This window comes from Clostridium sp. DJ247, assembly GCF_014231265.1.
The window spans coordinates 15011-39899 of sequence record NZ_JABAIW010000021.1 but is presented as its reverse complement, the minus strand read 5'-3'; the positions used below and the strand labels follow the sequence as shown (position 1 = coordinate 39899).

The following is a 24889-nucleotide window of genomic DNA, read 5'->3' as shown; positions in this document are numbered from 1 at the left end:
CCCTTACGAAAAAATATTAAAAATCTTTTTGAATAACTCTTGTACACTCTTACCTTTACTGTTTTCTTCAGCCCCCAGAATTTTTGAAGCTATATCGCTTAAATCTCGTGCTACTGTAGAATTAGGAAAACTTATTATAAAAGGTTCTTGTTTTCTCACAGCTTGTATAAGTCTCTTATCTTCTGACATACTACCTAAATACTGCAGTTTTATGTTAAGAAACTTTGTTACTGCATTATTAAACTTACTAAAGGTAGTCTCCCCCTCTTTATTGTCAAAAGTTTTGTTAACTACTATCTTAGCTGCATCTTTTATTTTAAAATGATTTACAGCCTTAAGCAAACTATACGCATCTGTAAGTGACGTTGGTTCAGGAGTAATTATAATCAAAAGCTCTTCGCAACAAGCAATAAAACCAAGTACGCTTCTGTTAACCCCAGCTCCTGTATCCATTATAATGTAGTCCAGATTATCTAGCTTTGATAACTTACTCAAAAATTCCTTATTTTGCTTTTCTGTTACTTCCTCAAATTGTGATACACCAGTTCCTCCTGGAAGCAGCTTTACTCCAAAGGGTCCCTCAATTATTACTTCCTCAATATTTTTATTACTAAATATTATATCATATACACTAAACCTAGGCAAAAACCCCATAAGCACATCATCATTACCCATGCCTATATCCGCATCAAATATAAGAACCTTTTTTCCCATTTTTTGAAGTGTTATGGCTAAATTTACTACAAAATTACTTTTTCCTACTCCACCTTTACCAGAAGTAACTGTGATTATCCTAGGTTTTAACTCAATTTTTTTTTCTTCTGCTTTATCTAATTTTTGCTTTTCTGCTAATTGTCTCAATTTGTCTGCTTGATCTAGCATATAGTATCCTCTCCTAGCATCACATTAGTTATATTTTTAGCAGTTAATATTTTTAAATCCTCTGGTACGTTTTGTCCTGTAGTGACAAAGCTAATGGGTTTATTTGCGCTTTGTTGTATATTTAGTATAGATCCGTAAGTAGAAGTTTCATCTAATTTTGTAATTATAATACTATTATAATTTAATGGTTTATATCCGTTAACAATTATATCGATATCTTTGTTTTTTGTTGTGCAACTAATAACTAAATGTATGCTGCATGTTTCTACTTTATCTATAAATGCTCTTAACTCAGAAATTTGCATTGCATTCTTACTACTTCTGCCTGTAGTATCAATTAATATCACATCGCAATGTTTCATACTATCTATTGCAGCTTCCATTTCTTTAATTGTCAAAACAACTCTAAAAGGTATGTTCATAATATCTGCATAAGTTCTCAACTGTTCAACTGCACCAATTCTATAAGTATCAATAGTTATAAGTCCTATATTTTTTCCTTCTATAAGGGCTAGTTTCCCTGCAAGTTTTGCAATAGTAGTTGTTTTCCCTACACCTGTTGGTCCTACAAGAACTACTTTATTGCCTAATGGTTTAGGATCTATTTTAATCATGTCTTCTATAACTTCTTTTAGTTTCTCTTCTTCTAATCTATCATCCGTAACGCTATTCATTTTACTAATTATACTTTTAATTACACTGGGTTTAAAATCATAACTTTCCAGTCTAATCTGCAGCTTACTTTTTCCAAGTTGGTTAGAGTTAGACATGGTCATCATTTCACTGAGCATAGTTCTCATTTCTTGTACTTCTTTTATCAAATCTGAATTATTTTTTTCTACTAAGTTATCATTATATATACTTTTAGGAACTTTACTGCTGCTATGCCCATTGTTAACATACCCTATAGTATCAGCACTCTTAGTAGTATTATTTACTGGCTTATATTTATCAGCTGCTGTTTCATTAGACATTATCTTTTTTATAGCTTCTAAGCCTTCCTGAACATCCTTTGACTTATCTTCCTTGTTATCAACTACTGCTGTAACTTCTAGAATCTTCTTTGAGAAAATTCCAAATAAACCCTTTTTTCTTACTTTTCTTTGGCTTACAATCACAGCATCCTTACCAAGCTCATACCTTATTCTAGTAACTGCCTCATTCATATTGTTTACTCTATATCTTTTTACAATCATTATATAGAAATCACTCCCTCAGTTTTTATCTGCACATCATTAGGTATTTCGTTAAGTGACAACACATTTACAGCTGGAAACACCATTTCAATTAATCTTCTGAAAGCAGGTCTGATTTTAGGCGATACTAAAATTACCGGTTGATTTTCGTAAAAATATACTGAATCCAAGGTGTTTTTGATGGAATTTAGTATGCTTCCAGTAGTATCTGGATCTATAGCAGGAAAAGAACCTTGCATAGATTTCTGTATATTATTACTTACTAAATCCTCTATACTAGGGTCTAGAGTAACTACAGTAACTGAACCGCTTTCATCTATTAGGGAATTACAAATGCTTCTTCCTAAAGAAAATCTTACATATTCTGTAAGCACTTCAATATCCTTTGTTGTTCTTGAGTTATCAGCAAGTGATTCCATTATAGTTACCATATCTTTAATAGATACTCTCTCTCTTAATAAGTTTTGAAGTACCTTTTGAAGCTCACCTATGGTTAAAAGATCAGGTATAAGTTCTTCTACAACAGTGCTGTATTTTTCTTTTACAGAGTCTACTATAAGCTTAACCTCTTGTCTTCCAAGCAGCTCATAGGAATGATTTTTTATAGTTTCTGTTAAGTGAGTAACCATAACAGTTGTTGGATCTACAACTGTGAGACCCTTAATTTCTGCTTCTTCTCTTTGATCTTTATTAATCCAAATAGCTGGAAGACCAAAGGAAGGTTCTACAGTTCTTATTCCCTGAATTTCTGCCTCTCCATTAGTAGGATCCATACATAAAAGCATACTTGGCATAAGCTCACCTTTTGCTAATACAGTTCCTCTTATTTTTATAACATACTCATTAGTTTTTAATTGAAGGTTGTCCCTTATTCTGATTGGCTGAACTACAATACCCATTTCTATAGCGCATTGACGTCTCACTGAAGTTATTCTTTGAAGTAAGTCACCGCCGGAAGCCTCATCTGCTAAAGGAATAAGTCCATAGCCAATTTCAACCTCCATAGGTTCTACAGATATTAAACTCATAACATTTTCTGGTTCTTTATTTTCAGTTTCAATTATTTCTTTCTGTTCCAATTCCATTTGCTGGACTACTTGTTCCTTTGCATCTTTATACAACAAATAAGCAGCAACACCACAAGCTGCAGCTAGTGTAAAGAAGGATAAGTGTGGAAGTCCAGGTATAATTGCCAAGAAAAGAAGAACTATTGATGCTATGGCTATTACCTTAGGAAATCCAGTTAACTGGATTTCCTAAGGTAATAGCCATAGCATCAATAGTTCTTCTTTTCTTGGCAATTATACCTGGACTTCCACACTTATCCTTCTTTACACTAGCTGCAGCTTGTGGTGTTGCTGCTTATTTGTTGTATAAAGATGCAAAGGAACAAGTAGTCCAGCAAATGGAATTGGAACAGAAAGAAATAATTGAAACTGAAAATAAAGAACCAGAAAATGTTATGAGTTTAATATCTGTAGAACCTATGGAGGTTGAAATTGGCTATGGACTTATTCCTTTAGCAGATGAGGCTTCCGGCGGTGACTTACTTCAAAGAATAACTTCAGTGAGACGTCAATGCGCTATAGAAATGGGTATTGTAGTTCAGCCAATCAGAATAAGGGACAACCTTCAATTAAAAACTAATGAGTATGTTATAAAAATAAGAGGAACTGTATTAGCAAAAGGTGAGCTTATGCCAAGTATGCTTTTATGTATGGATCCTACTAATGGAGAGGCAGAAATTCAGGGAATAAGAACTGTAGAACCTTCCTTTGGTCTTCCAGCTATTTGGATTAATAAAGATCAAAGAGAAGAAGCAGAAATTAAGGGTCTCACAGTTGTAGATCCAACAACTGTTATGGTTACTCACTTAACAGAAACTATAAAAAATCATTCCTATGAGCTGCTTGGAAGACAAGAGGTTAAGCTTATAGTAGACTCTGTAAAAGAAAAATACAGCACTGTTGTAGAAGAACTTATACCTGATCTTTTAACCATAGGTGAGCTTCAAAAGGTACTTCAAAACTTATTAAGAGAGAGAGTATCTATTAAAGATATGGTAACTATAATGGAATCACTTGCTGATAACTCAAGAACAACAAAGGATATTGAAGTGCTTACAGAATATGTAAGATTTTCTTTAGGAAGAAGCATTTGTAATTCCCTAATAGATGAAAGCGGTTCAGTTACTGTAGTTACTCTAGACCCTAGTATAGAGGATTTAGTAAGTAATAATATACAGAAATCTATGCAAGGTTCTTTTCCTGCTATAGATCCAGATACTACTGGAAGCATACTAAATTCCATCAAAAACACCTTGGATTCAGTATATTTTTACGAAAATCAACCGGTAATTTTAGTATCGCCTAAAATCAGACCTGCTTTCAGAAGATTAATTGAAATGGTGTTTCCAGCTGTAAATGTGTTGTCACTTAACGAAATACCTAATGATGTGCAGATAAAAACTGAGGGAGTGATTTCTATATAATGATTGTAAAAAGATATAGAGTAAACAATATGAATGAGGCAGTTACTAGAATAAGGTATGAGCTTGGTAAGGATGCTGTGATTGTAAGCCAAAGAAAAGTAAGAAAAAAGGGTTTATTTGGAATTTTCTCAAAGAAGATTCTAGAAGTTACAGCAGTAGTTGATAACAAGGAAGATAAGTCAAAGGATGTTCAGGAAGGCTTAGAAGCTATAAAAAAGATAATGTCTAATGAAACAGCAGCTGATAAATATAAGCCAGTAAATAATACTACTAAGAGTGCTGATACTATAGGGTATGTTAACAATGGGCATAGCAGCAGTAAAGTTCCTAAAAGTATATATAATGATAACTTAGTAGAAAAAAATAATTCAGATTTGATAAAAGAAGTACAAGAAATGAGAACTATGCTCAGTGAAATGATGACCATGTCTAACTCTAACCAACTTGGAAAAAGTAAGCTGCAGATTAGACTGGAAAGTTATGATTTTAAACCCAGTGTAATTAAAAGTATAATTAGTAAAATGAATAGCGTTACGGATGATAGATTAGAAGAAGAGAAACTAAAAGAAGTTATAGAAGACATGATTAAAATAGATCCTAAACCATTAGGCAATAAAGTAGTTCTTGTAGGACCAACAGGTGTAGGGAAAACAACTACTATTGCAAAACTTGCAGGGAAACTAGCCCTTATAGAAGGAAAAAATATAGGACTTATAACTATTGATACTTATAGAATTGGTGCAGTTGAACAGTTGAGAACTTATGCAGATATTATGAACATACCTTTTAGAGTTGTTTTGACAATTAAAGAAATGGAAGCTGCAATAGATAGTATGAAACATTGCGATGTGATATTAATTGATACTACAGGCAGAAGTAGTAAGAATGCAATGCAAATTTCTGAGTTAAGAGCATTTATAGATAAAGTAGAAACATGCAGCATACATTTAGTTATTAGTTGCACAACAAAAAACAAAGATATCGATATAATTGTTAACGGATATAAACCATTAAATTATAATAGTATTATAATTACAAAATTAGATGAAACTTCTACTTACGGATCTATACTAAATATACAACAAAGCGCAAATAAACCCATTAGCTTTGTCACTACAGGACAAAACGTACCAGAGGATTTAAAAATATTAACTGCTAAAAATATAACTAATGTGATGCTAGGAGAGGATACTATATGCTAGATCAAGCAGACAAATTGAGACAATTAGCAGAAAAGCAAAAATTAGATAAAGCAGAAGAAAAAAAAATTGAGTTAAAACCTAGGATAATCACAGTTACTTCTGGTAAAGGTGGAGTAGGAAAAAGTAATTTTGTAGTAAATTTAGCCATAACACTTCAAAAAATGGGAAAAAAGGTTCTTATATTTGATGCGGATATAGGCATGGGTAATGATGATGTGCTTATGGGGTTTTTGCCTAGGTTTAGTGTATATGATATAATATTTAGTAATAAAAATATTGAGGAAGTAATAATTGAGGGACCCTTTGGAGTAAAGCTGCTTCCAGGAGGAACTGGTGTATCACAATTTGAGGAAGTAACAGAAAAGCAAAATAAGGAATTTTTGAGTAAGTTATCAAAGCTAGATAATCTGGACTACATTATAATGGATACAGGAGCTGGGGTTAACAGAAGCGTACTTGGTTTTATTGCTTGTTGCGAAGAGCTTTTGATTATAATTACTCCTGAACCAACGTCACTTACAGATGCGTATAGTTTGCTTAAGGCTGTAAATCATTTTAAAATAAAAGATGCAGCTAAGATAGTAGTTAACAAAACTTTTGACAATAAAGAGGGGGAGACTACCTTTAGTAAGTTTAATAATGCAGTAACAAAGTTTCTTAACATAAAACTGCAGTATTTAGGTAGTATGTCAGAAGATAAGAGACTTATACAAGCTGTGAGAAAACAAGAACCTTTTATAATAAGTTTTCCTAATTCTACAGTAGCACGAGATTTAAGCGATATAGCTTCAAAAATTCTGGGGGCTGAAGAAAACAGTAAAGGTAAGAGTGTACAAGAGTTATTCAAAAAGATTTTTAATATTTTTTCGTAAGGGGTAAGTCTATATGAGTAACAAAATGGTGTTTGAAGTAAATAAAAAAATTGAAATCGAATTGGAACATGGAGTTTACAAAAGCGTTATACAAGATGTAAATGATGATTATATAGGTATAAGTATACCTGTAAATAATGGTCAATACCTGCCTTTAAAAAAAGGTGAAAGTGTAAGGGCTACATACTACTTTGGTAATGACGTATATAAATTTAGTACAGTTGTAATAGGCAGAAAGATAGAAAAAATATTATTAATTATGTTAAAGATACCAGATAAAGTGAATAAGATGCAAAGAAGAGGTTTTGTTAGAGTACCTTTAATGCTAAATGTATATTGTGCAACTGTATTTCAAGATAAGAATATACAAAATATAAATAACAATCAAATTGAGTTTTTTGATGCATATTCCTTAGATATAAGTGGCGGCGGTATGAGATTGGCAGTGGATAGAAGTTTTGAGACAAAAGTTAACTATGGAGATATATTATTAGTTACAATTTCACTACCACAAGAAAACTTAACAATAAGAGGAAAAATTGTAAGAATAGAGAATGATAAAAATATTCCTAAATTTATTTGTGGGTTAAGCTTTATAGACTTAGATCAAAAAAGTAGAGAGACTATTATAGGTTTGGTCTTTGCAACTATGAGAGAGCAGATGAAGAAAGGAGCGAAGGGGGATTAGCGCTATGGCTTTAGCAGGTAAGTTAGATGTAAAGGAAGAATTGGTTAAAAAGTATATACCGTTAGTTAAATATATTGCATCAAGAGTAATAATAGGGAAAACTAAATATATTGAGTATGAAGATTTAGTTAGTTATGGAATGATTGGACTTATGGATGCAATAAACAAATTTGATGCAGATAGAGGTATGAAGTTTTCTACTTATGCATCTATAAGAATAAAAGGTTCTATGATAGATGAGCTTAGAAGAAACAGTCCTATATCTAAAGGTGCAATGGACAAACTAAATAGATACAATGATGCTGTAGAAAAACTTCAAAAGGAATTGGGAAGAGAACCTTCAGATGATGAAATAGCCAAATTACTCCAAATAACAATAAAAGAAATGATGGAAATAGAAGGATACATAAATTATATATCAGTGGTGTCACTAGAAGATCTTATTTTTTCAGAGGATGACGATATTTCTTTGATGGGAACTATAGAAGATAATAAAAGTCCAAGTCCTGAAAAAACCCTTGAAGAAAAAGAAGAGTTAGAATATCTTACTAAAGCCCTAGACTTACTTAACGAAAAAGATAAAACAGTTTTATCTTTATATTATTATGAAGGTTTAACCTTAAAAGAAATTGGTAAGATATTAAGTGTATCAGAGTCAAGAGTATGCCAACTTCATAGCAGAGCAATAGTACACTTAAGGAAAGCAATGGGTAAACTCAAGTACATAGAAAATTAATAAATATAATAGTTACATATCTATTTAAGGAGGAAGCATGACTGAAATAGCACTTTTGACAATAGGAATACTGCTTATAGTAGTTAATATTAATGCTATCAAGAGAAGTAAAAACTCGTTCAGTGAAACACTTGATGTTAAGGAAAAAGACATAAAGGATTATGATGTTAAAATTATACAGATTAGGAAGGAATTTGCGGAGACAATTTTAGAGCTTCAAAAGGAAATTGAGACTTTAAAATATAAGGTTAGTGTCATAGAAAGTAATAATTCTAAAAAAGAACTTGTACATAAAGAAATGTCTATAGATAAGGATTCTAAAGATGAACATAAAAATTTAAGTAATTATGATAGTGATATAAATAGTAGTACAAAATTTAAAAATCAAAATGATATAAGTTATAATATAAATAAAGACATAGAGATAAACAGTAATAATGAAATAGAAAAATCAAGAGATATGAGTAAGGATAAAAAGTTAAATATTAGTGCTAAGGAAAGTATACATAAAAATGTAGAGAATACTATAAAAAATAATGAAAAAAAATACGAAAATAACAAGGTGACTGATAATAATATAAAAATAAAGGAAATAACCAAAATGTTAGAGGATGGCCTGTCTGTAGATGAAATATCTAAGATTATAGGTATAGGTAAGGGGGAAGTACTATTAATAAAAGAATTATATATAAAATAAAAGCATTAATAGATTTCCTAAGTGATAAAAAACTATTAATAGGTATTGGAATAGGAATTATTATATCTACAGGTCTTATGATTGGAAGTAAGATAAGTTACCAAGTGAGTAAAAGTCAAGTAGAAGATAAAGCTAGATCTATGGGAATGGTTTATCCAGAAGAAGTTAAAGTGATAAATAATAAGGGAGTGGGCAAATGATAAGAGGTTTATATACTGCAGTATCAGGCATGATAACACAAGAAGCAAAACAAGATGTTATAACCAATAATTTAGCAAATGCTAATACAGTTGGTTATAAGGGGGACAACTTATCCATTAAAAGGTTTGATGATGTATTACTCCAAAACTATGATAAAGTAGTTGGGGGAAAAAACGTAAAGAATGTTATAGGATCCTTAAGCTTAGGAAGTGAAGTTGATTCTGTAAATACTAATTTTACCCAAGGTATGATACAATCAACTGATAAACCAACAGACTTTGCTATAAAAGGAAAAGGATTTTTTACGGTTCAAAGAAATGACGGCATTAATAATACTGAGTATTATACTAGAGATGGTCATTTTCATGTAAATATGAATGGGGTTTTAGTAAATGATTCAGGAGATATAGTTATTGCTAGAAACCTTCAAACGAATCAATTAGAACCAATAAACGTTGGAAATGGCAAAATTACTAGTGATGTTAATGGTAACATAAGTGTTAACAATGTTAAAATGTACAAATTATATACTGTAGACTTTGGGGATTATAAGAATCTAAAAAAGGTTGGAGATAACTTATATGCAGGAACTAATCCAACGGAAGTTAACTCCACAGTTAGACAAAACTCTTTGGAAAGATCCAACATAAATATAATAAATGAAATGTCAGACATGATTACTACTATGAGAAGTTTCGAAACAAATCAAAAAATTATTCAATCATTAGATGATACCTTAGGAAAGGCTGTAAATGAAGTAGGCAGCGTAAGATAAAGTGAAACTTGAATCAGATGAGGTTTTGACCTCAACTGATTCTTAGCTGAACGAATCCAGGGACGCAGCCGCTCTTTACTCCCACTTTGGAGAAGATGGGAGTATTAGAGCGGGTAGTCATCGGATAAAGTGAAACTTCAATGAATTCAAGAGATTAGTACTACTAAGCTCAACCCTTGAAGAAATAGGGGGATTAGCGGCAATTGACTATGGGATAAAATTATTATGTGTATACAAAGGTGGTTAAACTATGTTAAGGATTCTTTGGAACGGAAGAAGTGCTATGAATGCTGAACAGCAAAAATTAGATAGTATTTCTAATAATATTGCTAACGTTAATACTGTAGGTTATAAAAAAGAAAATGTAAGTTTTCAAGATTTAGTATATGAAAACCTAAAGAGAACAGGATACCCTACTAATGATAATAATAAAAATGAGATTTTAAATGGAACTGGAGTTAAGGCTGGACAATGGATTAGAGATACCACTCAAGGAACTCTAAGAGATACAGGAGTTAAAACTGACTTAGCTATTGACGGAGATGGATATTTTAGAGTTACATTGCCAGATGGGTCAAAGGCATATGAAAGAGCAGGTTCATTTAATATAGATAATAATGGAGATATTGTTGATAAAAATGGTAATAGATTGGACATAGCTTTTACACAAGAGGGTTCTGATATGTTTAATTCTGGAAAAGTTTTTACATCAGATAACTTTGCAGTTAAACAAAGTGGTGAAATATATGTAAATGATAATAGTAACAGTGTACTTTATGGAAATATAAATACATATAGTCCTATAGGACAAGATTCTTTAACTTCTGTTGGAGAAAATTTATACGTACCTAATGCTCAAACGCAAATGAATGGAACAACTGATACAAACATAATGCAAGGATTTTTAGAAGATTCCAATGTAGATGTAGGCAAGGAAATGACAGATATGATTGTAGCTCAAAGAGCCTTTGAATTAGGCTCTAGGGCAATGAAAACTGGAGATGAGATGTGGGGTCTTATAAACAGCATGAAGGGGCGCTAAAATTTTTGCACACTAGATAAATTATAGGTACGGAACTTTTAAATTTAATTTATTTCACCTAGCACATTACTAGATTGTGCTATGCTACATAAATTAAATTTAAAAGTTCCAAATCTATAAAGGTAACTACAACTTAAATTTAACTTATGCGTAAGTATATATTGCCAATGTTGAGGTCACATTTAAATATTTTTTATTAGTCTTAGCGAAAATTTGAGAAAAAATCTTAGAACTTTAGATATGTTTGAGCATAGCGAGTTTATCAAAGTTCTTAGATTTTTCTCAAATTTGAGCTCTAGACTAATTAAAAATATTTAACGTGACGAAACATGGCAATATATACTGGAGTATAAGTTAAATTTCGGGCATGGTTACCTGTAATTTATCTAGTGTGTTTTTGTTTTAATTTCTAGTTTGTGTAAACATTTGACCAGTATAAACATATAATATATTGATATATTATATGTTTATAGGAGGGATTAATATGGATAATAACTGTTATAGAAAATATACAGAAGCCAATATGCAACATAACTGTCCATTTATGAATAGTTTATACATGTATCGAATGGCGTGTCCAATGATGTGCCCAATGGCTAATATGCAAGTTATGGGTTTTCCAGGTCAAATGCCTGGTCAATTTAATCCTACTCCAGACTTTCAAGGAGTACAGCCTTTTGGAATGTATCCTGATATGACTGAAGTAGAAGGAATGAAAGCAACTGATCCATATAAATGTCCATGCGATCATACAGAAGATCCGCAACAATATTCAGATGGTGCTAATATAAGTAGTGGAAATGGACAATCTTTTGATTCAGTAGGAGAAGAAACAGTAGACTTTTCTAATGAAAACATAAACTATGCTGTTGAACAAAACCTATGGCAAGGAAATATTGAAAACATTAAGATGAGAACTGTTGATATAAGCGAAATAGAAGATTAAAAATATAAAATTTAGTTTTAAAACAACCATATTATTGGGCTTTAAGATGAAAATTTAAATTATACTCCAAGATATGTTACCAAACTTCAGCACGTTAAAAACTTTTAATCAGTCTAAAGTTTGTGTTTAAGCAGAGAGCCAAAATCTGTGATTTTGTGCGAATCGGTTAAGCGACCATATCAAAATCTGTGATTTTGATATGGTCGCTTACTCTGTGTGTACTACTCTGACGAAAGGAAGAGTAGTTTCATAATGAAAACCTAAGAACCTTATATAAACTCGCTACGCTCAAACATATATAAGGTTCTAAGATTTTCTAAAACACTTCACTAAGACTGATAAAAAAGTTTTTAAATGTGCTTTCAGTTTTGGTAACATATCTCTACGTATAATTTAAATTTTCATTATTTTAGAGCTGCCATAGCAGTAGTTAAAGGTGGTATAACTTGTTTCTTTCTTGACATAACGCCAGGTGCATAAGCACAGCTTTCCTCTAGAGTTACATTAAATACTCCAGCTGCAAGGTCTTTATATTCTCCCGTTATAATTAATTCAGAACCGCCATCTAGTATATCTGTAAGCATAAGTAAAACTAAACCTAAGTTTTCAGATTTACATTTGCTCTCCATTAGATCGATAATATCTTTCTTTATTGGCTTAAAGCCTTCAATATCCATAGTTGAAACTTGACCTACAGCAATCTTTATACCATTTAAAGCGAATTCTTTATAATCCTGATTAAGTATTTCTTCAGGTGTTTTTCCTTCTAGAGAAGAAGCTGCTTTAAACATTTCTTTTGCAAATTTCTCTGGATCAATGTTAGCTATACTTGCTAATCTTTCTAACACAGCTTTATCTTTATCAGTTGAAGTAGGAGATTTAAATAATAATGTATCAGAAATAATAGCAGCACATAAAAGACCAGCAATTTTTGCAGATGGTCTTATACCATTCTCAAAGAACATAGAACCCACTATTGTAGCAGTACATCCCACAGGTTCATTTCTAAAATATATTGGAGACCCTGTTTGAATATCAGCTATTCTATGGTGGTCAATTATTTCTAAAAGCTCTGCGTCTTCTAAACCATGAACAGATTGAGCTCTTTCATTATGGTCTACAAGAATAACTTTCTTTTTATTTTCAGATATTAAATGATATCTAGATATATTCCCAACAACCTGATTTTCTGAATTCACTACAGGATAGCTTCTAAATCTTGTTTTTAACATTATATCTCTTACATCGTCAATAAGATCATCAGTTTTAAAGTATATAAGATTCTCTTTAGTCATAACGTAACTAACAGGTATGCTTTGAGGTATTAATCTTGATGTAGTAAAGCTATCATAAGGTGTTACTATTATTGAACAACCAATATTCTTAGCTTTTTCGATTATTGAATCACTTACAGCATGATTACCTGTTATTATCATTAAAGAAGCTTTACAATCAAGTATTACATTTTGGGCATCCTCTCTGTTGCCGCAGATTACAAGATCACCCTCTTCAATTAGTTCTTCAGCACTTTCTGGTTGCATTGCTGCTACAACTAGTTTTCCAGTAAACCTTGGTTCTTTTTCAGAAGCATAGATGCATTTAGCAGAAAGAGTTTCTAGTATATTTTCAAGTTTTGCACCACTTTTTTCAATTATACTAGTGTCCCATATATCCATATAACTAGATGTTATGTTTGATTGAGACGCTATTCCGATTAAGCTATCTTCATTATCCACTACTGGTAAAGTTTTTACATCATTCTTTCTTATTATTGACCAAGCTGCTTTTAATGAAGTGTCAGCAGATATAGGTGTTATTCCATCTATTTTCAAATCTGCTATTTGAGTCTTTACAGTTTCTACAAGCATTGGTGGTTTTACATCAAAGTAGTCAAGAACAAATTGAGTTTCCTTGCTTATTTTTCCTAGTCTTATAGGAACTGCATTTACACCAGTTTTATTTTTAAGTTCTGCATAAGACAAGGCTGAACAAATAGAATCAGTATCTGGATTTTTGTGCCCTGTTATGTATACTACATTATTCATTATGGTTTCCTCCTAAATTTATACTAAAAGTAAATTATATCTAAGCATATATATATATATTATATACAATACTTTTGCTTTATCAAACATATTTTATCATAAAAATCAAGTATATAGCCATTATTTTTAGTTTTCAGATGCCTAGGTTAAATGAATTTTTACATATAAGATTTTTTCATAATATTACAGTATCAGTTCATATATTTAATTAGTAAAGAAAAAATTTAATAACTGCTATAAATAAGTAGTTATATCCACTACTATACATCTACTGTATTATATAACTTTAAAACTTGTATGATCTGTGGAGAAGTATGGCCAGATGGTAATGGATGAGTAAAATAATAAATAGCTAGGGGGGATAAATTTGATTAATGAAAAGGATTTGCAAAGTGGGCTTACTCAAGCAGAAGCTGAAAGAAGATTAAAAAAATATGGAGCAAACAGAATAGAAAAAAAGAAAAAAGTATCTCCAATTGGAATATTTCTTTCCCAGTTTAACGATTTTATAACCTGGGTACTTATAGCTGCTACACTGATATCTGGGTTTATGGGAGAAAAGGCTGATGCAATAACTATCATTATAATAATTATAATGAATGCATTCTTAGGATTTATACAAGAGTATAAAACTGAAAAATCCTTAGAAGCACTAAAAGAGTTGGCTGCTCCTACTGCAAAAGTAATAAGAAACAGCGTGGTAAAAGTAATAAGTGCAGAGGAATTAGTAATAGGAGATTTGATTATACTTGAAAGCGGCGATAGAGTTCCAGCGGATTGTATGATTGTAGAGGATAGTAATTTTATGGTTGACGAATCTCTTTTAACAGGGGAATCCGTTAGTGTTGAAAAAAGCTCAACAACGAAAAATAATTCGATTTTTATGGGAACTATAGTTTTGACAGGAAAAGGGAAAGGCAGAATTATCGAAACTGGTATGAAAACTGAAATGGGAAAAATAGCTGGAATGCTTCAAAATATTGAGAATGAGAGATCTCCACTTAAAGAAAAGCTTAATTCACTTGGAAAGATATTAGTAGTACTTTGTATTGTTATTTGTTTTGTGGTTACTCTAACAGGTATAGGTCGAGGACAAGACAAATACGAAATGTTTCTACTTGGAGTAAGTTTAGCCGTAGCTGCAATACCTGAAGGACTAACAGCAATAGTTACAGTTGCTCTAGCTCTTGGTGTTTCTAGAATGTTAAAGAGAAATGCTTTAATTAGGAAGCTACCTGCAGTTGAAACTTTAGGGTGCACGTCAATAATTTGCAGTGACAAGACAGGAACTTTAACAGAAAACAAGATGACGGTAAAGGCTATGTTTTTTCATAGTAGATCCTACTATATAGATAGAGAATTGGCACCTGACAACTTGTTATTAAAGAAAGCTTTTACATATTGTAATGATTGTAATTTTGATTATAAGGAAAATAATATTGCAAAAAGCTTGTTTGGGGATCCTACAGAAACAGCTCTGATAAAAGCTTTTTTTAAGGATAGTACGCACTTAAATGAATTTTTGAATAAAGCCAAAAGAGTTTATGATATTCCCTTTGATTCAGATAGAAAAATGATGTCTGTAATCATGCGAGAAGGAACGAAAGAAACTTGCTATGTAAAGGGTGCTCCAGAGAGAATAATAAATAAGTGCAAATATATTGTAGAAAAAGGAGAAGTAAAATTATTTACATCAGATTACAGAAACAGAGTTCTTAAAGCTGTAGAGGCTATGTCCTTCAATGCCTTAAGATGTATAGCAGCTGCTTATAAGGATAAAGGAATAGTTAAAGGAAAGAATTTAGAGGAGAACTTAATATTTATAGGAGTTGCAGGAATAATAGATCCGCCTAGAAAAGAAGCAAAAGATGCAGTGTTAAAATGTAAACTAGCTGGCATAAGACCTGTTATGATAACTGGTGACCACAAGAATACTGCCTTTGCTATAGGAAAGGAATTAGATATATGTAAGAATCAATCTGAAGTTATAACAGGTGAGGAAATAGATAAACTTAACGATAAACAACTAGCATCAAAAGTAGATGGGATTTCTATTTATGCAAGAGTAAGTCCAAACCATAAGTTAAGAATAGTTAAAGCATTTAAAACTAAAAACAAAATTGTGGCAATGACTGGAGATGGGGTAAATGATGCACCAGCAGTAAAAGAAGCAGATATCGGAATCTCAATGGGTATATCGGGAACAGATGTAACTAAAGAAGCTTCTTCAATGATACTTTTAGATGATAACTTTGCTACCATTGTATCAGCTGTAGAAGAAGGAAGAATAATTTATGACAACATAAGAAAATTTATTAGATATTTGCTTTCTTGCAACTTAGGAGAAGTTTTAACTATGTTTTTAGCATCACTTTTTTATCTAGATACTCCTCTTCTTCCTATACAGATTCTATTAGTTAACCTTGCTACAGATGGACTTCCTGCTATAGCCTTAGGCGTTGATCCTGCAGATGAAGATATAATGAGTGGAAAGCCAAGGCCTAAAAATGAAAGTATATTTGCCAGAGGGCTCAGTGAAAGAATAATTGTAAGAGGATCGCTTATAGGTGTTTGTACGGTTTTTGCATTTATTGCAGGTAGATATTATGGTTATAATTTAATAACTTGCAGAACACTTGCTTTGTCTACACTAATAATATCTCAATTAATACATGTATTTGAATGTAGATCAGAAAGGCATTCTATATTTGAAATAAAATTATTTACTAACCCATATTTAGTTGGAGCTGTAGCTGTTTCTATTAGTATGCTTTTGTGTGTACTTTATATTCCATTTATGCAAGGCGTATTCCACACTACAGCACTTAATGCAGGACAGTGGGGAATAGTAATATTCTTCTCTGGAATCATTGCATTAGTAAATAGTCTATATTTATATTTTAAATAGGGTAAAAAAATTAGAATTGCATCTGCAATTCTAATTTTATTTGATTCTTTGTATTTTTTGAACTCTTTGAGGCTTACCTTCAATTGGGACTAAATCCTTTTTAGTAGTCATATTTCTAATATTCATTAACTCTATTTGCTCGCTATTTTGTTTTCCTTTCTTACCTTTAAGTCCTTGAACTAAAACTAAATTACCTTGGTTTATTGTTATAAATTCGGGTTTCTTAAACCATCTATTTCTAATATAAGTACATTTAATTACAGTTTTACTTCTTTCAGGTCTTACTAGAATTGTAACACTTAACTTATTAAATATCCAAAGGAGAGTTTTTTCAGTAACCTTTACAGATACTACTGTACCTTGTAGCTGTGTAAGTCTATCACCATATTTTTTTAAGTAGGATTTTGTGTAGTATTGCGCAATTTTTTCTTTAAAGCTCATGCAGATAACTCCTTTACGTTAAATTATTTTATAGAATGCTGAGTATTCAGCAGAAATTACAGATAGAATTTTATGTATATTATAACATAGTATTATTCATTTTAAAATATAATGAGGTACTTTTGTTATAGTTTTCCCTGTAAACTCTATTAGATGTATTTAAATAATGAAAACATTTTAATCAATCTAAAGTTCGTGTTTCTGAAAATCTAAGAACCTTTGATAAACTCGTATCACAGTCTGGATCAACTTATCAATTACCATTGATAAGTCGTTGGTTGAATTGAATATAAGTTTGAATTTTGGACAAGGAACTCTATAGGTAAATTAATAACCTAATATATCTTGTAAGTTTTTAACTACTATTATAAAATAAAGTCTAGGTTAAAAATTTAAATATTAATTACATATGTTTATTGTGCGATTAAGACTAATATTTATTTAGAAGTTTATAACTAATATTTTTATATCAGTGCTATAATTTAATATAATAACTTAAGTATAAACTAAGAAAAGATAAAAGCCTAACAGTAAAAAAGTTATACAAATCAATGCTTGTGAAATTCCGCAAGCTACTATAAAAAATATATATTAATGGAGGATTAAATATGAAAAAGCAAGAAATAGCAAAAATTATAGATCATACGATCTTAAAACCTGAGGCTTCAGAACATAAGGTTAGAGAGATTTGCAAGGAAGCGTTAGAGAATAATTTTGCTTCAGTGTGTGTAAATCCATGTCATGTATCATTAGTTTGTGAAATGTTAAAAGGAAGTGCAGTAAAGGTTTGTACTGTTATTGGTTTTCCGCTAGGAGCTACAACATCTGCAGTGAAAGCATTTGAAACGGAAGATGCCATAAAAAATGGTGCTCAGGAAGTTGACATGGTTATTAATATTGGAAAACTTAAAGATAAAGACTATGAATATGTAAAAAATGACATAAAAGCCGTAGTAGATACAGCTAAAGGAAAAGCGTTAACAAAGGTTATAATTGAAGCTTGTCTTTTAACCCAGGAAGAGAAAGTTACAGCATGTAAGTTGTCAAAAGAAGCAGGGGCAGATTATGTAAAAACTTCAACGGGATTTTCAACTAATGGTGCTACTATAGAGGATATAAGAATTATGAGAGAAACTGTTGGTAGTAATATAGGGGTTAAAGCATCTGGTGGGATACATAGTTTCCAACAAGCAGAAGCTCTAATAGAGGCAGGTGCCTCTAGAATAGGTGCATCAGCTTCTATTGACATATGTGAAGGTGCTAAGTAATAATCAATAATAAGAGATATCTACATATTTTTAAATAAATTTGTAGGTATCTTTTTATTTTTTATAATTTTTGTGCCTAAATATAATTTTTAAGAATATTATTATAGTAAGCCATGAAAGGGGGATGAGATATGAATAGAGAATTGACGCCTGAGGAGATTGTGTATGAATTTAATTTTAGTAATATTCAAGTAAGAAAAGAAGCTAATAATGTACCCGAATATAGAGAAGTTTTTAAAAAAATAAAAACCGCTTTAGAAATAGATAAGGAAGGATATAATGTTTATCTTATAGATGATTTTTCAAAGGATAAGTTAGATAGTATTACGGTATTTATAAAGGATATTCTAGAAAATAAAAGTAGACCTAAGGATATATGCTACGTGGTAAGAGATGATGAAAAATATCCTAAAGCTTTATTTTTAGAAGGTGGCAAAGGTATAAAGCTTAAGAAAACTTTAGAAAATATACAAAAAGCCTATGAAGTGTGCACTTATGAATTTTATAATGGAACTTCAAACAAGGAAAAAGAAGAAATCATAGATAATATACAAAAGAAAAGAAATGACTTAATTAGCAAATTAGTAAAAATGGCAGAGGAAGATGGGTTTACCATGAGGCCTACAAAAAATGGATTTACCTTCATACCACTTAAAGACGAAGGTAAACTAATGAATGAAAAAGATTATGACTCTTTAGAAGTTTTAGAAAAAGAAGAAATATTAAATAAAGTTAGTGTGTTAAAGGTTAACGCTCAAGAAGTGCTAGATGAATTAAAGGATATGGAGTTATCAGAAATCAACAAAATAAAAGTTCTTATGGAGTCATACTATTTAGAAGAGACTAAAGAGTTAAAACAGGAATATCTGAGTGAATTTGCAGATAATATTGAAGTCATTGAATTTTTAAATTATGTTTGCCATGATATCGAAACAGGTATAATAGAGATATATTCTATAGGTTACGATGAAGATGAAGAAGAGATAAATGAAACAATTTACAAATATGTAGTTAATGTTTTGGTAGACAACAGTGAAAATGACAGCCCACCGGTAATCTTTGAAGAAGATCCCAGTGTTAATAATCTTTTGGGAAGCATAGAATATGAAAATAAGAATGGTGTATATACAACAGATATAAGTTTAATTAAGGCAGGAGTATTTCTAAGAGCTAACGGTGGTTGCTTAATACTGAGGGTTAACAGTCTTATAAATAACTCTTCAGCATATTACTATTTAAAGAAATCTTTAATAAGTGGAAAAGTAGACTTAGATTATAATAGAGGATATTTAGAGCTTCTATCTCTTAGTGGATTAAAGCCTGAGCCTGTAAAGTTTAGTGAAAAAATAATACTTATAGGAGATTATGAAACCTACGACTTATTATACACCCATGATGAGGATTTTAAAAAAATATTTAAGATAAGAGCAGAATATAAGTCGTTATTAGATATTAATGAGGATACTACACAGGCATTTTTAGAAAAAGTTCATGGTATATGCAGAGATAATAACTTAAACACTTTAACTGATGAAGCTATAAAAGAACTAGCAAAATTTTCAGCAAGAAAGGCAGAAAATAAGAATAAGTTGTATATTGACGATTATGAATTAGGAAGAGTTTTAATGCTGGCTAATAATAAAGTTGAAAATGAAAATAGAAATTCTATTAATGGAACGGATATAATAGAGGTTGTTTATAGTGAAGAATTAATAGAAGAAGAAATAGCTAAAAGCTATAAGGAACGTAAAATATTTATAAATGTAAAAGACAAATTAGTAGGTCAAATAAATGCTTTGTCTGTCATTGACACTGGTTATTTTAGTTTTGGAAAACCAATAAGAATAACCTGTTCTTGCTATAAAGGTAATGGGAACATTGTAGATGTTCAGAAAGAAAGTGATTTAAGTGGTAAAATTCACAACAAAGCAATAAATACCTTAAGAGGATATATTAATACACTAATTGGTGGATATGAAAAATTACCAGTAGATTTTCATATTAGCTTTGAGCAGTTATATGGAAAGATAGATGGGGACAGTGCATCCGTTGCAGAAGTGATATCTATGCTATCTTCACTAAGTAAAATAGGTATAAGGCAAAATATATCAGTTACTGGCTCCATAAATCAGTTTGGAGAAGTGCAGCCTATAGGTGGAGTCAATGAGAAAATAGAAGGTTTTTTTAAGATATGTAAGTTAGTCGATAGTATAGAAGGAAAAGGTGTACTTATTCCTGATTCTAATATTGATAGCCTTGTATTGAGTGGAGAAGTAGAAGAAGCAATTAAAAAAGGAAGCTTCCACATTTATTCAATGTCAACTATAGAGGATGCTGTAGAAGTACTTATGGGTGAGGAGTCTGTAAAATATGAAAATATAATGGATACTATAGAAAAAGAAATTAAAAAATACTTAGGAAAGAGTGACACTAGAAAACGTAAGTAAATTAAAAAGGATATAAAATATATAGGTACAGAACTTTTAAATTTAATTTATTTCACCTAGCACATTACTAGATTATGCCACTGATAAATAGTTTAAGAAAGTCTAAGCCTCAAATTAGCAGAAAAGCTAAGGACTTTGATAAACTCGCTTAGGCTCAAACAGTATCAAAGTACTAAGCTTTCCTACTAATTTGAGACTAAGACTTTCTAATAAACTATTTAAAGGTTGCACAATCTAGTAATGTGCTATGCTACATAAATTAAATTTAAAAGTTCCAGATCTATATATAGGAATTCTTGGTTAAAATTTAACTTATACGTAGGGATATGTTGCCAAAACTGAAAGCACATTTAAAAACTTTTTTATCAGTCTTAGTGAAGTGTTTTTAGAAAATCTTAGGAGCTTTGATATGTTTGAAGTACGAGTTTATCAAAGCTTTTTATTTTATATGAAACTCATCTTCCTTACGTCAGATGAGTAAGCGATTCGCACAAAATCACAGATTTTGGCTCTCTGCTTAAAACACAAACTTTAGACTGATAAAAAGTTTTTAACGTGCTGAAGTTTGGCAACATATCCGGTCGTATAAGTTAAATTTTCACTCTAGCCCCCTATATTATACGTTAAATCTAAAGTGAACGATGTCTCCATCTTGCATAATATAATCTTTTCCTTCTAGTCTAAAGTATCCTTTTTCTCTTGCAGCGGATTCAGAACCAGATTCTACAAGTTTATCATAGGATATTATTTCTGCTCTTATAAATCCTTTTTCTATATCTGAGTGGATTTTTCCAGCAGCTTGAGGTGCTTTTGTACCATTTTTTATAGTCCAAGCTCTAACTTCAACAACACCAGCAGTTAAGAAGCTCATAAGTCCAAGCAACTTATAACTTTCGTGTATCAGCTTATCAAGACCTGCCTCATCTAATCCATATTCTTGCAGCATTTCACTTTTTTCATCTTCTTCTAGAGATGATAGTTCTTCTTCAATTTTTGCTGAAATTACTACTACCCCAGAACCTTCGTTAGCAGCAAACTCTTTAACTTTTTTAACATAATCATTTTCTGTATTTCCAGACACTAAATCATCTTCGGAAACATTTGCTACATAAAGTACAGGTTTAGTTGTAAGTAGGAAAAATCCTTTAACTTGTTCATCTTCATCATCAGTAAGTTCCATAGTTCTTACTGGTTTTCCTTCTTCTAAATGCAGTTTAACCTTTTGCATAAGATCATACTCTGCTTTAGCTTCTTTGTTTCCGCTTCTAGCAAGTTTAACTACCTTTTCAATTCTTCTATCCATAACTTCTATATCTGAGAATATAAGTTCTAAGCTTATAGTTTCTATATCACGTATAGGGTCAACAGATGCATCTACGTGAACTATATTAGGATCATCAAAGCATCTAACTACATGAACTATAGCCTCAACCTCTCTTATATGGGATAAGAATTTGTTTCCAAGTCCTTCGCCTTTGCTAGCACCTCTAACTAAGCCTGCTATATCATAAAACTCAATAGCTGTATATATCTTTTTTTTAGTATTATACATTTTCTCTAATACATCTAATCTTTTGTCAGGAACACTAACAACTCCTACGTTAGGCTCTATGGTACAAAATGGATAGTTTGCAGATTCAGCACCTGCCTTTGTTATAGCATTAAATAACGTACTTTTACCTACGTTTGGTAGGCCTACAATTCCAAGTTTCATGTATGTACATTCCTTTCTCAAATCAAAAATTTCAAGTATAATTCAGTCTAAATTATACTCTACAAAAGAAGTCATTTCAAGAAATGCTTTTATTATGGAAGTTTAACTTGGAAAACAAATGAAAACTATTTACGTGAAAGATACATGCCCACACACACACCCTTCATAAAACCCAAACCAATCATTGCAGCTATACACATTTTTTCATAGTTATTTAAGCAGTGAACATGATGTTGTCTAAATATACTCTTTATTGGTCCACATTTTCTCATGGTTATATCTCCTCTCTTAAAAATATATTTCTATGCAAAGTTTTATATTTTATCCGATGACTACCCGCTCTAATACTCCCATCTTCTTCAAGGTAGGAGTAAAGAGCGGCCACGTCCCTGGATTTGTTCAACTAAGAATCAGGTGGGATCAAAGCCCCATCTGATTCAAGTTTCACTTTATCTATGTAGACATTACTAGAAGCTAATATATTTATTGTTTAAGTATTAGAGAGTTTTTATTAAGAAAAGTTAAGGGAATGTTACCTTAAAATGGAAATGTTTTGATAATATCTTAACTAATAATAAAAAATTTAGTAGTATAATTTGTAGAAATTAATGTAGGAAAATAATTCTTCAGGTAGTATAAGCCAAAGTCTTGTAAAGTGTTTAGAAAAACTTAAGTCGATATATGTTGAAAAAATAATTTTAATAAGTTTAAAAAATACATTAAAAAAGTTTTTGAAAAGAGGGATTTTTATGTTAAAATAGAATAAGTAAACCTATGTGGTTAAAAGTGGTGTAAAGTGGTGTGAAATAATAAATTGAACCAATCCAGAGCATAGTAGCCCATAACTCCCTGTTTGCAAAAGCTGGAGTCTTATGGATGGTAGCTAATGGATAAAATTGAGGTGCAAAATGTTTATAGGTGAATACGAGCACGCCTTAGATAGCAAAAACAGAATAATTGTACCTTCGAAGTTCAGAGAAGAATTAGGTAATAAATTTATACTCACCAAGGGTTTAGACGGATGTCTATACTGTTACACTTTAAATGAGTGGGAAGTACTAGAGCAAAAGCTAAAAAAACTTCCTTTAACCAATAAGAATGCAAGAGCTTTTGTAAGATTCTTTTTCTCTGGAGCTAATGAAATAGAGATGGACAAACAGGGAAGAACAGTAATTCCACAAAGTCTTTTAGAATATGGAGACATAAAAAAGGAAATAGTAAGTATTGGAGTATCAAATAGAATTGAAATATGGAGTAAAGAAAAGTGGGAGGAATACAATAGCTCAAATATAGATTATGATCAAATCGCAGAACAGATGGGTGAATTGGGCATTTAAATTGGTTAAGCTGCTTAATCAATAGGATTAAATATAAAAACGGAGGAAGTAACATATGGAGTTTAAGCATGTATCTGTGCTATTAAATGAAACAATAGACGGACTAAATATTAAAGCAGATGGCATATATGTAGATTGTACTTTAGGTGGAGGTGGACACTCTTATGAAATTTTAAAGAGGTTGTCTCCTGAGGGAAAACTTATTGGTATAGATCAAGATAAAAATGCTTTGGAAGCAGCTAAGAAGAGATTAGCTTCATTTAATAATGTTTTATATGTTCATAGTAATTTTTATAATATTGAAAAAGTATTAGAAGAGTTAGAGGTAGAAAAAGTTGACGGTATAATAATGGACCTTGGAGTATCCTCTCATCAGTTAGATGAAGCAGAAAGAGGTTTTAGTTACATGAAAGATGCACCATTAGATATGAGAATGAATAGAGAAGATGATTTTTCTGCCTATGATGTAATTAATGGGTATAGCGAAGAAGAATTATACAGAGTTATAAGAGATTATGGTGAAGATAACTTTGCTAAAAGGATAGCAAAAAAGATAGTAGAAAAACGTGTAAAGGAGGACATAAAGACTACAGGACGATTAGTAGAAATAATTAAAGAAGCTATACCAGCAAGGTTTCAAAAAGATGGTCATCCAGCAAAGAGAACGTTTCAAGCAATAAGAATCGAAGTTAATAAGGAATTAGAAATATTAGATAAAGCAGTAGAAGATAGTATACAGCATTTAAACAAAGGTGGAAGAATAGCAATTATAACCTTCCATTCATTAGAAGATAGAAAAATAAAAGTAAAGTTTAAAGAATTAGATAACCCTTGCAAATGTCCTTCGGATTTTCCATTCTGTGTATGTGGAAAGAAGCCTTTAATAAAGATAATAAGTAGAAAGCCTATAGAACCTTCCAAAGAAGAAATGGAGGTAAATTCAAGAAGTAAAAGTGCAAAGCTTAGGGTAGCTGAGAGAATTTAGTTCTAAAATTTATGTG

Annotated in this window: 21 protein-coding genes and 1 pseudogene; 15 read left to right on the top strand and 7 right to left on the bottom strand. The window is 31.2% G+C overall.

The window, feature by feature from the left end; translation table 11 throughout:
* Positions 1 to 3: 3 nt before the first annotated feature.
* The 3 genes and pseudogenes from HGI79_RS10230 to HGI79_RS10240 all read right to left on the bottom strand — a co-directional run.
* Complete coding sequence (locus HGI79_RS10230) at positions 4 to 882, bottom strand: MinD/ParA family protein (RefSeq protein ID WP_185650623.1); 879 nt, start codon at positions 880 to 882, stop codon at positions 4 to 6.
* Positions 876 to 2078, bottom strand: coding sequence for a flagellar biosynthesis protein FlhF (gene flhF, locus HGI79_RS10235; RefSeq protein ID WP_185650624.1), 1203 nt, complete (start codon positions 2076 to 2078; stop codon positions 876 to 878). Before flhF (HGI79_RS10235) ends, HGI79_RS10230 begins: the two co-directional genes overlap by 7 nt.
* Positions 2078 to 3328: pseudogene (locus tag HGI79_RS10240) on the bottom strand (FHIPEP family type III secretion protein); the annotation flags it as partial. The gene flhF (HGI79_RS10235) and the pseudogene HGI79_RS10240, both read right to left, overlap by 1 nt.
* Positions 3329 to 3372: 44 nt before the next feature.
* On the opposite strand from HGI79_RS10240, the gene HGI79_RS10245 reads away from it, so the two are divergent.
* The 10 genes from HGI79_RS10245 (at position 3373) to HGI79_RS10285 (ending at position 11728) form a co-directional block, all read left to right on the top strand.
* Positions 3373 to 4569, top strand: a complete 1197-nt coding sequence (locus HGI79_RS10245; protein WP_395939533.1) for an FHIPEP family type III secretion protein — start codon at positions 3373 to 3375, stop codon at positions 4567 to 4569.
* Positions 4569 to 5771, top strand: coding sequence for a flagellar biosynthesis protein FlhF (flhF, locus tag HGI79_RS10250; protein ID WP_185650624.1), 1203 nt, complete (start codon positions 4569 to 4571; stop codon positions 5769 to 5771). The genes HGI79_RS10245 and flhF (HGI79_RS10250) overlap by 1 nt, the downstream gene beginning before the upstream one ends.
* On the top strand, positions 5765 to 6643 hold the full coding sequence (locus tag HGI79_RS10255; RefSeq protein ID WP_185650623.1) for a MinD/ParA family protein: 879 nt from the start codon (positions 5765 to 5767) through the stop codon (positions 6641 to 6643). The genes flhF (HGI79_RS10250) and HGI79_RS10255 overlap by 7 nt, the downstream gene beginning before the upstream one ends.
* Positions 6644 to 6656: 13 nt before the next feature.
* Entirely contained in the window at positions 6657 to 7331 is a 675-nt protein-coding gene (locus HGI79_RS10260) for a flagellar brake protein (protein ID WP_185650622.1), read from the top strand.
* Positions 7332 to 7335: 4 nt separating this feature from the next.
* On the top strand, positions 7336 to 8067 hold the full coding sequence (locus HGI79_RS10265) for a FliA/WhiG family RNA polymerase sigma factor (protein ID WP_185650621.1): 732 nt from the start codon (positions 7336 to 7338) through the stop codon (positions 8065 to 8067).
* Positions 8068 to 8104: 37 nt separating this feature from the next.
* On the top strand, positions 8105 to 8764 hold the full coding sequence (locus tag HGI79_RS10270) for a hypothetical protein (protein WP_185650620.1): 660 nt from the start codon (positions 8105 to 8107) through the stop codon (positions 8762 to 8764).
* A 77-nt stretch (positions 8765 to 8841) separates the two neighbouring features.
* Positions 8842 to 8964, top strand: a complete 123-nt coding sequence (locus tag HGI79_RS23235) for a hypothetical protein (RefSeq protein ID WP_278046699.1) — start codon at positions 8842 to 8844, stop codon at positions 8962 to 8964.
* Positions 8961 to 9740 carry a flagellar basal-body rod protein FlgG gene (locus HGI79_RS10275; protein WP_185650619.1) on the top strand — a complete coding sequence of 260 codons (780 nt, stop codon included), beginning with the start codon at positions 8961 to 8963 and terminating at the stop codon, positions 9738 to 9740. The genes HGI79_RS23235 and HGI79_RS10275 overlap by 4 nt, the downstream gene beginning before the upstream one ends.
* A gap of 250 nt (positions 9741 to 9990) precedes the next feature.
* On the top strand, positions 9991 to 10782 hold the full coding sequence (locus HGI79_RS10280) for a flagellar hook-basal body complex protein (RefSeq protein WP_185650618.1): 792 nt from the start codon (positions 9991 to 9993) through the stop codon (positions 10780 to 10782).
* Between the two features lie 484 nt (positions 10783 to 11266).
* Entirely contained in the window at positions 11267 to 11728 is a 462-nt protein-coding gene (locus HGI79_RS10285; RefSeq protein WP_185650617.1) for a hypothetical protein, read from the top strand.
* 404 nt (positions 11729 to 12132) lie between these two features.
* Here HGI79_RS10285 and HGI79_RS10290 read toward each other — a convergent pair whose 3' ends face one another.
* Entirely contained in the window at positions 12133 to 13773 is a 1641-nt protein-coding gene (locus tag HGI79_RS10290; RefSeq protein ID WP_185650616.1) for a putative manganese-dependent inorganic diphosphatase, read from the bottom strand.
* A gap of 367 nt (positions 13774 to 14140) precedes the next feature.
* Between HGI79_RS10290 and HGI79_RS10295 the strand changes: the two genes are divergently transcribed.
* Positions 14141 to 16681, top strand: a complete 2541-nt coding sequence (locus tag HGI79_RS10295; RefSeq protein ID WP_207725757.1) for a calcium-translocating P-type ATPase, PMCA-type — start codon at positions 14141 to 14143, stop codon at positions 16679 to 16681.
* Between the two features lie 36 nt (positions 16682 to 16717).
* Here the strand turns inward: HGI79_RS10295 and HGI79_RS10300 are convergent, their stop codons facing one another.
* On the bottom strand, positions 16718 to 17122 hold the full coding sequence (locus tag HGI79_RS10300) for a hypothetical protein (protein ID WP_185650615.1): 405 nt from the start codon (positions 17120 to 17122) through the stop codon (positions 16718 to 16720).
* Positions 17123 to 17730: 608 nt separating this feature from the next.
* On the opposite strand from HGI79_RS10300, the gene deoC reads away from it, so the two are divergent.
* Positions 17731 to 18390 carry a deoxyribose-phosphate aldolase gene (gene deoC / locus HGI79_RS10305; protein WP_185650614.1) on the top strand — a complete coding sequence of 220 codons (660 nt, stop codon included), beginning with the start codon at positions 17731 to 17733 and terminating at the stop codon, positions 18388 to 18390.
* Positions 18391 to 18521: 131 nt separating this feature from the next.
* Positions 18522 to 20837: an AAA family ATPase gene (locus HGI79_RS10310; RefSeq protein WP_185650613.1), complete on the top strand. Its 2316-nt coding sequence runs from the start codon at positions 18522 to 18524 to the stop codon at positions 20835 to 20837.
* A gap of 616 nt (positions 20838 to 21453) precedes the next feature.
* Here the strand turns inward: HGI79_RS10310 and ychF are convergent.
* Positions 21454 to 22551 (bottom strand): redox-regulated ATPase YchF, encoded by a 1098-nt coding sequence (gene ychF, locus HGI79_RS10315; RefSeq protein ID WP_185650612.1) that lies wholly within the window; start codon positions 22549 to 22551, stop codon positions 21454 to 21456.
* Between the two features lie 125 nt (positions 22552 to 22676).
* Complete coding sequence (locus tag HGI79_RS10320; protein WP_185650611.1) at positions 22677 to 22823, bottom strand: hypothetical protein; 147 nt, start codon at positions 22821 to 22823, stop codon at positions 22677 to 22679.
* Between the two features lie 636 nt (positions 22824 to 23459).
* Here HGI79_RS10320 and mraZ point away from each other — a divergent pair.
* Positions 23460 to 23888, top strand: coding sequence for a division/cell wall cluster transcriptional repressor MraZ (gene mraZ, locus HGI79_RS10325; RefSeq protein WP_185650610.1), 429 nt, complete (start codon positions 23460 to 23462; stop codon positions 23886 to 23888).
* A gap of 55 nt (positions 23889 to 23943) precedes the next feature.
* Entirely contained in the window at positions 23944 to 24873 is a 930-nt protein-coding gene (rsmH, locus tag HGI79_RS10330) for a 16S rRNA (cytosine(1402)-N(4))-methyltransferase RsmH (RefSeq protein WP_185650609.1), read from the top strand.
* The last annotated feature ends 16 nt before the right edge of the window (positions 24874 to 24889 follow it).